Here is a 14258-nt window from a genome sequence, read left to right on the forward strand (position 1 = left end):
GACACGCTTATAGAGTGGCGGCCGGCTTCCAGATCTCCGCCGCGATGCGCGCGAAATTGCCGCCGAGAATGAGCCTTATATCGGCATCCTTGTAGCCGCGGGCACTCAGCCCCAGAATGAGATCAGGCACCACCTCCGGCGGCACGAAATCCATGGGCGCCGACGGATATTGGTGCGGCGGCCAGTATTCCTTCGCCCGCGGCCCCAACGCCTCTTCGCTCAGCGCATCGTCCGGCTGGCCCAGCAGAATGCTGTCGAGGCCAAGCCCCACATGCCGGGGCCCCACGCGCTCGCACAGATAATCGATATGTTCCAGGATATGCGTGGGATCGGCACCGCGCGGCCCCAGGAACAAACCGACTCCATTGACGCCGATGACGCCGCCTTGATCGGCACAGGCCTTGATCTGGTCGTCCCGGATGTTGCGCTCATGATCATGGAGGGCGCGTGCATTGGAATGCGAGAAGATGACCGGCGTCTCGGACACGTCCATCAGTTCCAGGCTGGTCCGGCGACTGCAATGGCTGCCATCGACGATCATGCCGACGCGGTTCATTTCCTTCACTACCGCGCGCCCGAAATCCGTGAGGCCCTGGTCCCCATCATGGCAGCCGCCGCCCACCAGATTGTTGCGGTTATAGGCAAACAGCATCTGCCGCACGCCAAGCCGGTAATAGATTTCGACCATGCCAAGATCGCCGTTCAAGGCATCAGCCCCTTCGAGATCGAAGGAGACAGCAAGCTTGCCCGCGCGTTTGGCCGCCAGCACGTCGGCCACCGTATCGACCTGCACGAAGCGGTCTCCATGCTGCCGCAGCCAATGCCGGTATCCCGACAAGGCCTCGACCGCCTTGGTCCAGGGTTCGACGTCATAGCCGACATTGACCGAGACGATATCGATCCCGACCTTCCGCCAGCGCGACAATTCATCAAGATCGCCAGCCTGCATGAAGGCAAAACCCGCATGATTGTCCCACACCAGATTGGCATTCTCGATGTCGTTCAGTGTTTCCGGCTTCATATCTGTCCCTGAAGATCTTCTATTGTGTATATTTCGCACGATCCTACGACTTTCGTCATCCCCGGGCTTGACCCGGGGATCGGTGAGTAAGGTCTCGGGCCGATATGCTCGGCCAGGAAATCGATGAACGCCCGCACCTTGGGCGAGAGATGCCGCGTGGTCGGGTAGACCGCATGGATCGCCGAATCGGTCGGTACATAATCGGCGAGGATCGAGACCAGGGTCGCGGCCTGCAGATCGCTGCCGACGATGAAGCTCGGCAGAAAGGCGATCCCCGTCCCCGCCAACGCGGCCGTCCGCAGCACATCGCCATTGTTGGCATGGAGATGGCCATTGATCTCCACCTGCCAGGGCGTGCCGTCCAGCTGCATCAGCCGCCATTCCGGCATGAAGCTGTTGGTGCTGTAGCAGAGGCATTGATGCTGCGCGAGATCCCGGGGCGTCTGCGGCGTGCCGTGGGTTTTGAGGTAATCGGGGCTGGCGCACAGGATCATGCGCAGAGCACAGAGCTTCCGCGCCACCATGCTGGATTCGGCAAGGCGCCCGACACGGATGCCAAGGTCGAACCCCTCATCGACCAGATCGACATAACGGTCGTTGAGATTGAGATCGAGTTCCACCTCCGGATAGCGCGCAAGGAATCTCGGCACCGCGGGCGCCAGATGCAGTGTCCCGAAGCTCATCGGCGCACTCACCTTGAGGCGCCCGCGCGGCATCGCCCGCGTCTGGCTCACCGAATTATTGGCTTCCTCGATTTCCGATAGGATTCGTGTCACTTGCGCGTGATAGCCTCGGCCCTCCTCGGTCAGCGTGAGAGACCGGGTCGTGCGGTGGAACAGGCGCACGCCGAGCGACGCCTCCAACGCTGCCACATGCCGGCTCACCAGCGATTTCGAGGTTCGCAGCCGCCGCGCCGCCTCGGAAAAAGACTGCGTTTCCGCCACCCGCACGAAGGCTTCCATATTCGCCAGGCGATCCATTAGGGGCGATCCATTAGGGGCGATCCATTAGGGGCGATCCATTAGGGGCGATCCATTAGGGGCGATCCATTGTCCTATCATTTGCAACAGTCATGTTCCAATTTACCAGATTGTTGCATCAGAGTGCTAGCCGTAATCTCACCTCCAGAGCCAAGACGGTTCGAAACCGAAAACAGCAACCGCCAAACAAACAACCCACAGACAGGAGACTTCCGATGACCAGCAACAAGATCCCGACCGCGACCCCCACCCCCGGCAAGGGCCTGCTGAACGGCCCCGACCACACCCTCATCATGATCGATCATCAGTCGCAGATGGCCTTCGCCACCAAGTCGATCGACATGACCCAGCTGCGCAACAACGCCGCGTTGGTGGCCCACGCCGCCGCCGAGTTCAAGGTGCCGACCATCCTCACCACCGTCGCCGAGAAGACCTTCTCCGGCCCGATGTTCTCCGAGATCAAGGAAGCCTTCCCCGATGTGGTGGCGATCGACCGCACCAGCATGAACACCTGGGAAGACCCGCGCATCGCCGTGCGCGTCAATGAAATCGGCAAGGGCCGCATCGTCCTGGCTGGCCTGTGGACCGGTGTCTGCATCGTCGGCCCGGCACTCTCCGCCCTCGATCAAGGCTTCGAGGTCTATGTCATCGCCGACGCCAGCGGCGACATCACGGAAGAAGCCCACAACCAGGCGATGGCGCGCATGATCCAGGCCGGCGCCCGGCCGATGACCTCGCTCCAGTACTTGCTCGAATTGCAGCGCGATTGGGCGCGGTCGGAAACCTACGACCACACCAACCGCACCGCCCAACGCTTCGGCGGCGCCTACGGTCTTGGCATCACCTACGCCCGCGCCATGCTCGGCGAACATGCAAGCGAAGCCGGTCCGGCGAAGAAGTAGGATTGAGACCAGTCGAACCGCACCCCCCTCCCCGGCCCTCCCCCTCAAGGGGGGAGGGAGCTCTCACCGAGCCGACCGGAGACTCGCTGCAATCCTCTCCCCCCTTGAGGGGGAGAGTTAGAGAGGGGGGTATGGTCCGACTGGATCAGCTTAGGAGAAACACCATGAAACCTTATCTCGTCTCTCTCGGCATCGGGCTCCTCGTCGGCGTGCTTTATGCCGCCTTCAAGGTCCGCTCGCCGGCGCCGCCGGTCATCGCCCTCATCGGTCTCTTCGGCATGCTGATCGGCGAGCAGATCGTTCCGCTCGCGGCGCGCCACATCTTTCATCAAGCCGCGCCGGAGAGGAATCCGGGCAGCGACGAGCAGAAAGGTTAGAAGATGAAACGTTATCGCCGCCGCGATATTCTCGGATCAGGCGCCGCTCTGGCGCTCGGATTAAATCTCGGCGCGTCCCGCGCCCAAGGAGCTTCCATGTCACCCGATCTCATTCTCCTCAACGGCCAATTCACCACGCTCGACCGCGCGCAGCCGAATCCCGAAGCCGTCGCCATCACCGACGGCAAATTCAGCGCAGTCGGCGATGCCAGCGAGATCATGGCCACCAAGGGTGCGGACACGAAAATCATCGACCTTGGCGGCCGCCGCGCCATTCCGGGCCTCATCGACAGCCATCTCCACATCATCCGCGGCGGCCTCAATTACAATATGGAATTGCGCTGGGACGGCGTGCCGTCACTGGCCGACGCCATGGCGATGCTCAAACGCCAGGCCGAAGTGACACCACCGCCCCATTGGGTGCGCGTGGTGGGCGGCTTCACCGAACATCAATTCGCCGAGAAGCGCTTGCCGACCATCGCCGAGATCAATGCCGCGGCACCCGATACGCCCGTCTTCATCCTCCATCTCTACGACCGCGCCCTGCTCAATGCCGCCGCCTTGCGCGCAGTGGGCTATACCAAGGACACGCCAAACCCGCCGGGCGGCGAGATCCAGCGCGACGCTGAAGGCAATCCCACCGGCCTGCTGCTGGCCAAGCCCAACGCGCTCATCCTCTATGCGACCCTGGCCAAGGGACCGAAGCTGGCCCCCGAGCAGCAGATCAACTCAACCCGCCATTTCATGCGCGAGCTCAATCGCCTGGGTGTCACCAGCGTCATCGATGCCGGCGGCGGCTTCCAGAATTACCCGGAGGATTACGACGTCATCGACAAGCTGCATAAGAACGGCGAGATGACGTTGCGCATCGCCTACAACCTCTTCACGCAGAAGAAAGGCGAGGAGCTCGACGATTTCGCCCGCTGGACCAATATGGTGAAGCCGGGCCAGGGCGACGATCTCTACCGCGTCAATGGCGCCGGTGAGATGCTGGTTTTCTCCGCTGCCGATTTCGAGGATTTCCGCGAAGCGCGCCCCGATCTCGATCCCGGCATGGAGGGCGAACTGGAACGCGTCGTGCGCCTGCTGGCGGAGCGCAAATTCCCCTGGCGCCTTCATGCGACCTATAACGAAACGATCGATCGCGCCCTCGACGTATTCGAGAAGGTGCATCGCGACACGCCGATCGACAAGCTCCATTGGTTCTTCGACCATGCCGAGACGATCACGGATCGCAACATCGACCGCATCGCGGCTTTGGGCGGCGGTATCGCCGTGCAGCACCGCATGGCGTTCCAGGGCGAATATTTCATCGACCGCTATGGCGCCAAGGCCGCGGAAGCAACACCGCCGATCAAGCGCATGCTGGCAGCCGGCGTTCCTGTTGGTGCCGGCACCGATGCAACCCGTGTCGCCAGCTACAATCCCTGGGTGTCGCTGGCCTGGCTGGTTACGGGCAAGACCGTGGGCGGCACGCGGCTCTATCCGCCCGCCAACCGCATGGACCGGACCGAAGCCTTGCGCCTGTGGACCGAGGCCAACACCTGGTTCTCCCGCGAGCAGGGCAAGAAAGGCCGCATTGCCGTAGGCGAGCTTGCCGATCTAGCCGTCCTCTCGGCCGATTATCTCACCGTGGCTGAAGATGAAATCGCGCATCTGGCCTCTGTCCTCACCTTGCTCGGCGGCAAGATCGTGCACGGTGCCGGTGATTTCTCGTCGCTGGCCCCAGCACTCCCCGCACCGACGCCGGACTGGTCGCCGGTGAAACTGTTCGGCGGCTATCAGGACCGCGCCCAGCCGGCTCTCCAGAAGGTCGCGGCCTCCTGTGGCTGTGCCAACAATTGCAATGTCCATGGCCATGACCATGCAAAAGCGTGGGCCAGTTCAGTGCCGGCATCCGGCAACGAATTCTGGGGTGCCCTGGGCTGCGGCTGCTGGGCGGTGTGAGATTTCGACCTCCATCGTCATGCCCGGGCTTGACCCGGGCATCAGCCTGCAACTGTGGAACCGTGCCCAGTTGAACCTTATCCCCGGGTCAAGCCCGGGGATGACGAGAAAGAAAATCACGTCGCATGGAAAGTGAAAGGTCTTGGCCTATGCCCCCACACCCCGCCCCACCACGCGCCGCCGCCATCGCCCCTTTGCGTGCCTTCACTGCGGGCTTCGTCGACACGACGGGCTTCATCGCCCTCTTCGGCCTGTTCACCGCCCATGTCACCGGCAACTTCGTGCTGATCGGTGCATCGATTGCCGAATTTCATGACGGCATCGTTGCAAAGCTCCTCGCCTTGCCGGTCTTCATCGCAGCGGTGGCACTGGCGCATCTCTTTGTGATCCGCCAGCAGCGGCGCCAAAAGGACGCGGCGCCCATCCTGATGCTGGCCGAGATGCTGTTTCTGGCGGCTTTCATGGCGGCCGGCATTGCGGCATCACCCTTCCTCGATGCCGATGCGCCGGTAACGATCGCAACCGGCATGCTGGGCGTCACCGCCATGGCAATCCAGAATGCCGGCGCGCGCACGGTCTTTGCCTCTCTGTCGCCGACCACCGTCATGACCGGCAATGTGACGCAGATCGTCATCGATCTGGTTGATCTCTCTTTGTCGCCGGGAAAGGTCCCGGAAGCGGCAGCACGCCTCAAGAAAATGATTCCGCCGGTCATCACTTTTGCGCTGGGTGCTCTCGCAGGCGCTCTGACCTATCTGCAGATCGGCTTCTGGTGTCTCCTTGTCCCCATCACGGCAGTCGCCATCGGCCTCGTCGCCCTGCAGCGGGGCGGCAAATGACCATCATGCATCGCCCGGCAGATGCCCGCGGCCATCGCCGCCTCGACTGGCTCGACAGCTATCATTCCTTCTCCTACGCGCATTATCTCGACGCCGCGCATATGAACTTCCGGTCCCTGCGCGTCCTCAATGACGAGACACTTGCTCCTGGGGCAAGCTTCCCGCCCCAGGGCCATCGCGACATGGAAATCGTCACCTATGTCGTTGCTGGCACGCTTGCCTATGGCGATGAGAGCTGTATCGCCGGCACGCTCAAGCGCGGTGACGTCCGCCTGCTGTCGGCCGGTGCCGGTCTTCGCGAACGGCAATTCAATGCGCAGGTGGCAGCGCCTTTGCGGCTGTTGCAGATGTGGTTTCTCCCCATGGCATCCGACGCAGCGCGGCATTGCCAGTGCCTGCATGTAGCCGAGACTGAGAAACACAATCGCCTGGCGCTCCTCGCCGGCCCGGGGGCGCTGCCGATCCGGCAGGATGCGCAGATCTTTGCCAGCCACCTTGCCACCGGCGCCAGGTTGCAGCATCGGCTCGGTGCCGGCCGCGGTGCCTGGATCCAGATCGTGGCCGGCCATCTCCGGGTGAATGGCATCCGGCTTCAGGCAGGTGATGGCTTGGCCGTCGAACAGACGCCTATGGTCGCCATCGAGGCCCGCGTCGACACCGAGTTCCTGTTGATCGACCTTGCCTGATGTCTGCGCCCGCCTTGACAAAAAATCGCGCTGCTCCTATCTCTGAACTCATGAGCCAGATGCGCGCCCATCGTTTGACGACGACCACCACGACCGCTTCACCGCGGGCGACGGGTGGTTTTTTGCGTTGATCGATTGAGATAGCGCCGCATCCCCCAGGCCCCGCCGGTTTCGGACGGGGCCTTTTTCATGTCTCCGTTCGAGCTTTTTCTCGAATCAATGGAGACGATCATGGAACCCTTCGACCATCGCATTCTCGGCCCCAGGCTCGACCTGTTTCATTTCCAGGAAGAAGGGCCGGGCATGGTTTTCTGGCATCCCAAAGGTTGGGTGCTCTATCGCCTCATTGAAGATTACATGCGCGCCCGCATGAAGGAATGTGGCTTCCGCGAGATCCGCACACCGCAGATTCTGGCGAAATCCCTGTGGGAGCGCAGTGGGCACTGGGAAAAGTTCGGCGAGCATATGTTCGTGGTGGCCGATGGCGAGCGCGAACATGCGGTAAAACCGATGAGCTGTCCCGGCCATATCCAGGTGTTCAACAGCCGCCTGCGCTCCTATCGCGACCTGCCGCTGCGCTATGCCGAATTCGGCGCCTGCCACCGCAATGAGCCCTCGGGGGCGCTGCAGGGGTTGATGCGGGCCAGGTCCTTCGTCCAGGACGACGCCCATGTGCTGTGCCGCCTTGACCAGGTCGAAGCCGAGGTGCTGCGCTTTGCAGAACTCCTGCGCCGGATCTATGCCGATTTCGGCTTTGCCGATTTCACCGTCGGCTTCTCGACACGGCCTGTGGTTAGGGCCGGGGACGATGCCCTCTGGGACCGTGCCGAAGCCATGCTGGAAAACGCCGCCAAGGCCGCCGGCCTCGACTATGATTTGCAACCCGGCGAGGGCGCCTTCTATGGACCGAAACTCGAATTCATCCTGGTGGATAAGCGCGGCCGGCAGTGGCAATGCGGCACGATCCAGCTCGATTTCGTGCTGCCGGGCCGGTTGGACGCGGTCTATATCGATGCGGACAACAATCGCCAAGAGCCGGTGATGATTCATCACGCCGTGCTGGGCAGCCTGGAACGTTTCATCGGCATGCTGCTTGAGGACAATGAAGGGCGCCTCCCCGTCTGGCTGGCGCCCGAGCAGGTGATGGTGGCCGGTATTTCAGATCGGCATCACGCACATGCCGCCGATATCGCGGCACAATTGGAACGTCACGGCCTGCGGGTGCTGCTCGACGACGCCCATGACACGATGGCGCGCAAGGCACTGCGCTGGCGCGATCTCAAGATCCCCTATCTTGCCGTCATTGGCGATGCCGAGATGGTGGCGGGCCGGATTCATGTCCGCGCCTTGGGCGACAAGGGCAAAGGAGCCGCGATCCCGCTCGCCGACTTCGTGGCCGAGGTGGCGCGATCAACGCGATCAGGCGGTCAGTTGGCGTGATGCTTCCTTGACCTTGTGCACAGAGGCATCGGCCTCCTTGGTCGCGTCGGCGATGGCGCCAATGCTGTGGCTGATGCTGTCGACGCCGCTCGCCGCCGTATTGAGATTGGAGGCAATGTCGCGGCTGACCGCGTTCTGCTCTTCCGATGCCGCGGCAATCGCCTCCGAGATGTCGTTCATGCGCGCGATGATGGTCGAGATCGACGAAATGGCCGAAACCGCCTCCTTGGTCGCGCTCTGCACCTCGGTGATCTGGCCGGAAATCTCATCCGTCGCCCGCGCGGTCTGCGTCGCCAGATTCTTCACCTCGTTGGCGACCACGGAAAAGCCTTTGCCGGCCTCGCCGGCGCGTGCGGCCTCGATGGTGGCGTTGAGCGCCAGCAGATTGGTCTGGCTGGCGATGTCGTTGATCATCTTCACCACCGTGCCGATGCGCTCAGCCGCACTGACCAGGCTGGCCATGATGTCGCTGGTATGCCGCGCCTGCGCCACAGCCTCCGCCGAGACGGTCGAGGCATTGTTGGTCTGGCGGCCGATCTCGCTGATCGATGCGGCCAGTTCCTCGGCGCCGGCCGCGACGGCCTGCACCTTTTCATTGGCCTCGATGGAGGCATTGGCGGCATTCGTCGCTTGCTCGGTCACGGTCGACATGGCATCGCCCACGATGCCGAGATCCTTTTCCAGATGCACGCCGATATCGGCCCGGCGCTGCCGCTCATTCACCTGGGCGGTGATGTCGGCGGCGTATTTCACCACCTTGAATGGATTGCCGGCAAAGTCCAGGATCGGGTTATAGGTCGCCTGCAGCCAGACCGTCTGGCCGCCCTTGCCGACGCGCTTGAACTCGCCGGCCTGGAATTCGCCCCGATTGAGCTTCTGCCAGAAGACCTTGTAGACATTGCCGTTCCGCTCCGTGGGATCGACGAACATGCTGTGATGCTGGCCTTGGATCTCAGCCAGCGTATAGCCGACGGCATGGAGAAAATTCTCGTTGGCGGTGATGATGGTTCCGTCCAGGTTGAACTGGATCACCGCCTGCGACTTGCTGATGGCCTGGATCTGGCCTTCGTAATCGGCGGTCAGGGCCTTGGTGGCGGTGATGTCGGTGGCGAACTTGACGACCTTGTAGGGTTTGCCGGTGGCTCCCAGGATCGGGTTGTAGGAGGCCTGGATCCAGATCCGCTTGCCGTCCTTGCCAAGGCGCAGATACTCAGCGGCCTGGAACTGGCCGCGGTTGAGCGCGGCCCAGAACTCCCTGTATTCCGTGCTCTTCTTGAAATCCTCGTCGACGAACATGCTGTGATGCTTGCCCTGCACCTCGGCAAGCTTGTAGCCCATGGCTTGGAGGAACTGGTCGTTGGCCGTGATGATGGTCCCGTCCATGTTGAATTCGATGATCGCCTGCGACGCGTCGAGCGCCATCAGCTTGGCTTTCATCTCATGTCGTGCACTCAGGATGCTGTCGAACATTGTCGCCCTCCACTGCCCGTGATTACCGGCTGTGATTGCCGCCCGTGTCGTGAACCCGTTCTGCACTTTATCGGTTACCATTCAATTAATTTTCGGCATCCCCGGCCACTCTTTTTAAGAGCTTTGTGCATAAACATCAAAGACGCCACCAATGTCGGATAATGCGGTGAGCTCCGCCGAAGATCTCCATTTATTAATAATATTGTCTGACTAATTACACTCGCCATGCGCTGCGTGATGGAACGACTTATACGATTATTATCGACGCCTAGTGAATTTGAGGTATGGCTACCTGAGATAGGCATATTGCCCTGCGGCGTGGCGCGGGGCATGCTGGCTTCAAGATTAAATTCAGCCGATAGGATTCCGCGCCATGACCGTCGAATTCCTGATCACCTCGCTCATCATCGTGGCGTCGCCCGGTACCGGTGTCCTCTACACGCTGGCGGCGGGCCTGGCCCATGGCCGCCGCGCCAGCGTGGTGGCGGCGTTCGGCTGCACGCTGGGCATCGTGCCGCATCTCCTGGCAGCGATCCTGGGCCTTGCCGCCCTTCTCCACACCAGCGCCCTTGCCTTCGAGACCTTCAAATATCTCGGCGTCGCCTATCTTCTCTACATGGCCTGGATGACCTGGCGGGAACGCGGTGCCCTCACCGTGCAAACGGAACAGGGGCTCCGCTCGGCGCTGCAGGTGACGCTGCGCGCCATCCTCATCAACCTCCTCAACCCGAAACTCTCGATCTTCTTCTTCGCCTTCCTGCCGCAATTCGTGGACACCGACGAGGCGCATCCGCTGGCAACCATGCTGGAACTGTCCGGCATCTTCATGGCGATGACCTTTGGCGTGTTCGCGCTCTACGGCATCTGTGCCGCCGCGATGCGCGATCATGTCATCGCGCGCCCCCGTGTGCTGGATTGGCTGCGCCGCTCCTTTGCCGCGGCCTTCGTGGCGCTGGGCGCCAAGCTCGCCTTCGCCGAGCGCTGATCAGAGCGGCGGCAGGCGACGCCGGATCGGCTGTGCTTTCACGATCGCCGTGCTGGTCTCCGCCTTGTCGGCGATGCGGTCGAGGATCCCGTCCAGTTCCTCAATCGAGCGGAGATGGAGGCGCCCGACAAAACAATCGTCCCCCGTCACCTTGTCGCATTCGACGAATTGCTGGATCTCCTCGATGAGCTTGCGGACGATATGCAGCTTCCCCGGCAGCGGCTTGATGCGCACGATCGCCTGCAGGGCATAGCCCAGCGCCTTGGGGTCGATATCGACGGTGAAGGCGCGGATGACGCCGCGCTCCTCCAGCCGCCGCATCCGCTCGGCGATGCTGGGGGATGAGAGCTTCACGCGTTCACCGAGATCTTTGAGCGAGATCCGCGCCTCCACCGCCAGGATCTCGACGATCTGCCGGTCAAGTTCATCCAGCATGGCAATCTCCCATTTTTGCCTCAGATTATGAGGCCATTTTTCGCAGATACCTTGCCAAAACCATATCACCTGCGCAAGCCGCCTCCTAAAATGCCAGCTCGATCAGGAGGTAAAGCATGACCGAGCGAACCCGCGGCACCCTTGAGATGGTGGCTGCCATGACCATTTCCGGCACCATCGGCTGGTTCGTGCTGTTGGCCGAGGCGCCGGTGATCGACGTCGTCTTCTGGCGCTGCGTCTTCGGTGCTGCGACTCTGCTCATCATCTGCGCCGCCCGGGGGCTGCTGCGCCGCGATGTCATGACCGGCCGCCAGGCGCTGCTGGCGGCGCTCGGCGGTGCCGCCATCGTGCTCAACTGGCTGCTGCTCTTTGCAGCCTACCCGCGCGCCTCGATCTCGATCGCGACCGCCGTCTACAACACGCAGCCTTTCATGCTGGTGGGCCTCGGCGCCCTGTTCCTCGGCGAAAAGCTGACGCGCGATGCGCTGACCTGGCTCGGCCTTGCCTTCCTCGGCGTCCTGGTGCTGGTCGAGGCCGGTCCAGATCTCGGGCTTGCCGGCACCGATTATGCGAGCGGCATTCTGCTGTCGCTGGCGGCTGCCTTCTTTTACGCGGTCGCAGCCTTCATTACCAAGAAGCTCAAAGGCGTCTCGCCCTATCCCATCGTGCTCATCCAGGTATTGGTCGGGCTCGTCATGCTGGCGCCCTTGGCCGATCTTGCGCACCCGCCGGCACAGCCGCAGGCCTGGATCGCCTTTGCCATCCTGGGCGCCGTTCATACCGGCATTGTCTTCATCCTCCTCTACAGCGCCATCCAGCGCCTCACCACCCAATTGACCGGCGCACTTTCCTTCACCTATCCGCTGGTGGCGATCCTCGTCGACATGCTGGCCTTCGGCCATCGCCTCACGCTGCTGCAGGTGGCGGGCGCCGCCGCCATCCTCATCGCCGCCGCCGGCATGACGCTAGGCTGGTCCTTGTGGCGAAAGCCCGCGGTCAGTCCAGCGAAAGGCTAGCGCGGAACAATTGGGCCGGGCGTAATTGTCGGAGGAATAATCGCGCCTTCTGCGCGTTCTATCTGGTGAGACATTTTTCTGGCGCCGATCCGCGCGGCATTTTCCCCGGATCCATGAGCCTGCTGCACATGACATGGTTAAAGTCACGACATCGCCCGGCGATGTTGCTGGGCGTGATCGCCTGCCTGCTTGCCGCCTGCATCGTCCCGGATGCGGATCAAAGCATCGCCGACGCTGCCAGCCAGAATGCTACCGGGAATGTCACCACCTCCGCCAAGGCGCCGATCGAGGGCGCCACCGGCCCGCTCACCCAATCCGAGAGCCACGCTCTCCTCGCCAGCATCCGCACGGCCATCGGCGGTACCGGCAGCAGCGGTACCGGCGGCAGCGATATCCTGCAGCGGCATCTGGCGATCGAGCAGGCGGTGGCCGGCAGTCCACTCACCGCCGACAATGACATCGCCATCCTGCGCGACGGGCCGGAGACCTTCAAGGCGATCGCCGATGCCATCCGCGGTGCGCGGCACAATCTCAATCTCGAATATTACACGATCGAGGATGTGACCTTCGACGGCGGCTCGGCAACGCTCTCCGACCTCTTGCTCGAGCGGCGCCGTGCGGGCGTTGCCGTCAACATCATCTATGACAGCTACGGCTCCAGCGACACGCCGGCCGCGTTCTTTGAGAAGCTCGCGGAGGCGGGCGTAGAGCTTCTCGCCTATCACCCGATCGCACCCACCAACCCGGCCAATGCCCTCACCCTCAACGACCGCGATCACCGCAAGATCCTGGTGGCCGATGGCAGCATCGGCGTGGTGGGCGGCGTCAACCTGGCCAAGAACTATCAGAGCAAATCCCCCGGCAGCGACAAGGAGCAGGCAAGACCGCAGGAGAAGACACCGCAACCCTCCACCGATCCTGCCGGCGATCCAGCCACCTTGGGCGACGCCATCGGCCTCACCAATCCGCTGCCCAGCGAATGGCGCGACACCGCGATGCGCATCAAGGGGCCGGCCGTGGCGGAACTCCAGGCCCTGTTCCGCGACCAGTGGAATGCCGAACATGAGACGCCGCTTGCCGAGGCCGGCCTCTTCCCCGACCTCCATGCCGAGGGCAATCAGGTGGCACGCATCATCGGCAGCTCACCCGATGACGAGATCCCGCGCTATTACGTGACGCTCATCTCCGCACTCCGCAATGCCGAGGTTCGCGCCTGGGTCAGTGCCGCCTATTTCGTCCCCACGCCGGAGCAGAAGGAGACGCTGATGGAAGCCGCCGGGCGCGGTGTCGATGTGCGCCTGCTGCTGGCCGACAACAGCGATTCACCACCGGCCATCGGCGCCGCCCGCTCGCATTACAGCGACCTCCTCCAGGCCGGCGTCAAGATCTATGAGACCCAGGGTGTCGTGCTGCACGCGAAGTCCGTGGTGATCGACGGCGTCTGGTCGGCCATCGGCTCCTCGAATTTCGATCACCGCAGCGTGCTCTACAATGACGAGGTCGAGGCGATCGTGCTCGGCGCCGAGACAGCACAGGAATTGGAGCGCGTATTCGAGGACGGCATGGCAATCGCCGACCGCATCGACCCCGCGGCCTGGGAGGCGGAGCGCACCCTCCCCGACCGGGTGAAGGGCACCATCTCGCGCATCATCGAGAACCTGCTGTGATATCGCCCGGCTCTCATCTCTTATCCGGCCCACGCCACGTCTACAGCCGGCGCATCTTCGGCCATCTCGTGCGCATGCTCGGGTTGACGCTCGGGCTCATGCTGCTGCTGGCGACAGGCCCCGCCACCGCGCAAAGTTCCGGGAAGGGCGTCGTGGGCAAGAAGGTGGAACAGGAGATCGCCCATCTCCTCGGCTTCATCCGCAGCTCTGCCTGCCTCTTCATCCGCAACGGCGATCCCTATGACGGGCCGGCCGCAGCCGAACATGTGCAGGACAAATACGATTACTATCGCGACCAGATCGACAGCGCCGATGCGTTCATCGACCGTGCCGCCAGCCGCAGCCAGCTCTCCGGCCGCGCCTATCAGGTGAGCTGCCCGGGTGCTGCCCTCCTGCCCGCCCGCGACTGGCTCAGCCGCGAATTGGCAAGCTACCGCGCGCACACGCCCTCACCTGGCCCGCAAGCCCCGCAGCAACGCTGAAAAACGACGGA

The 14258-nt window shown here is 62.8% G+C and carries 14 protein-coding genes; 10 read left to right on the plus strand and 4 right to left on the minus strand.

Annotation, left to right across the window (positions count from 1 at the left end):
* Positions 1-7 precede the first annotated feature (7 nt).
* Together AC1DWZ_RS18165 and AC1DWZ_RS18170 are read right to left on the minus strand one after the other, a co-directional pair.
* Positions 8-1021: a dipeptidase gene (locus AC1DWZ_RS18165; RefSeq protein WP_477170341.1), complete on the minus strand. Its 1014-nt coding sequence runs from the start codon at positions 1019-1021 to the stop codon at positions 8-10.
* Positions 1018-2001: a LysR family transcriptional regulator gene (locus tag AC1DWZ_RS18170; RefSeq protein ID WP_477170342.1), complete on the minus strand. Its 984-nt coding sequence runs from the start codon at positions 1999-2001 to the stop codon at positions 1018-1020. The genes AC1DWZ_RS18165 and AC1DWZ_RS18170 overlap by 4 nt, the downstream gene beginning before the upstream one ends.
* A gap of 215 nt (positions 2002-2216) precedes the next feature.
* Here AC1DWZ_RS18170 and AC1DWZ_RS18175 point away from each other — a divergent pair, with 215 nt between their 5' ends.
* From AC1DWZ_RS18175 to thrS, 6 genes are all read left to right on the plus strand, one after another.
* Positions 2217-2903 carry a hydrolase gene (locus AC1DWZ_RS18175; RefSeq protein WP_477170343.1) on the plus strand — a complete coding sequence of 229 codons (687 nt, stop codon included), beginning with the start codon at positions 2217-2219 and terminating at the stop codon, positions 2901-2903.
* Between the two features lie 164 nt (positions 2904-3067).
* Complete coding sequence (locus tag AC1DWZ_RS18180) at positions 3068-3280, plus strand: DUF1427 family protein (RefSeq protein WP_477170344.1); 213 nt, start codon at positions 3068-3070, stop codon at positions 3278-3280.
* A 96-nt stretch (positions 3281-3376) separates the two neighbouring features.
* Positions 3377-5227 carry an amidohydrolase gene (locus AC1DWZ_RS18185; protein WP_477170345.1) on the plus strand — a complete coding sequence of 617 codons (1851 nt, stop codon included), beginning with the start codon at positions 3377-3379 and terminating at the stop codon, positions 5225-5227.
* Between the two features lie 149 nt (positions 5228-5376).
* On the plus strand, positions 5377-6066 hold the full coding sequence (locus AC1DWZ_RS18190; RefSeq protein ID WP_477170346.1) for a YoaK family protein: 690 nt from the start codon (positions 5377-5379) through the stop codon (positions 6064-6066).
* Entirely contained in the window at positions 6063-6752 is a 690-nt protein-coding gene (locus AC1DWZ_RS18195; protein ID WP_477170347.1) for a pirin family protein, read from the plus strand. Before AC1DWZ_RS18190 ends, AC1DWZ_RS18195 begins: the two co-directional genes overlap by 4 nt.
* A gap of 231 nt (positions 6753-6983) precedes the next feature.
* A complete protein-coding gene (gene thrS / locus AC1DWZ_RS18200; RefSeq protein ID WP_477170348.1) occupies positions 6984-8192 on the plus strand; it encodes a threonine--tRNA ligase in 1209 nt (402 codons plus the stop codon).
* Here thrS and AC1DWZ_RS18205 read toward each other — a convergent pair.
* Positions 8172-9662, minus strand: coding sequence for a methyl-accepting chemotaxis protein (locus AC1DWZ_RS18205; RefSeq protein ID WP_477170349.1), 1491 nt, complete (start codon positions 9660-9662; stop codon positions 8172-8174). The two genes, thrS and AC1DWZ_RS18205, sit on opposite strands and share 21 nt — an antisense overlap.
* 373 nt (positions 9663-10035) lie before the next feature.
* On the opposite strand from AC1DWZ_RS18205, the gene AC1DWZ_RS18210 reads away from it, so the two are divergent.
* The gene (locus AC1DWZ_RS18210; protein ID WP_477170350.1) at positions 10036-10647 is read left to right on the plus strand and encodes a LysE family translocator; all 612 of its coding nucleotides are present in this window, start codon (positions 10036-10038) and stop codon (positions 10645-10647) included.
* Here the strand turns inward: AC1DWZ_RS18210 and AC1DWZ_RS18215 are convergent, their stop codons facing one another.
* Entirely contained in the window at positions 10648-11082 is a 435-nt protein-coding gene (locus AC1DWZ_RS18215; RefSeq protein ID WP_477170351.1) for an Lrp/AsnC family transcriptional regulator, read from the minus strand.
* 116 nt (positions 11083-11198) lie between these two features.
* On the opposite strand from AC1DWZ_RS18215, the gene AC1DWZ_RS18220 reads away from it, so the two are divergent.
* The 3 genes from AC1DWZ_RS18220 to AC1DWZ_RS18230 all read left to right on the plus strand — a co-directional run bounded on the left by AC1DWZ_RS18220 (position 11199) and on the right by AC1DWZ_RS18230 (position 14247).
* Positions 11199-12098: a DMT family transporter gene (locus AC1DWZ_RS18220; RefSeq protein ID WP_477170352.1), complete on the plus strand. Its 900-nt coding sequence runs from the start codon at positions 11199-11201 to the stop codon at positions 12096-12098.
* 128 nt (positions 12099-12226) lie between these two features.
* Positions 12227-13765, plus strand: a complete 1539-nt coding sequence (locus AC1DWZ_RS18225) for a phospholipase D-like domain-containing protein (protein WP_477170353.1) — start codon at positions 12227-12229, stop codon at positions 13763-13765.
* Positions 13762-14247, plus strand: coding sequence for a DUF5329 family protein (locus tag AC1DWZ_RS18230; protein ID WP_477170354.1), 486 nt, complete (start codon positions 13762-13764; stop codon positions 14245-14247). The genes AC1DWZ_RS18225 and AC1DWZ_RS18230 overlap by 4 nt, the downstream gene beginning before the upstream one ends.
* Positions 14248-14258 lie beyond the last annotated feature (11 nt).

The sequence above is a fragment of the Dongia sp. P2_B8 genome (genome assembly GCF_056404715.1).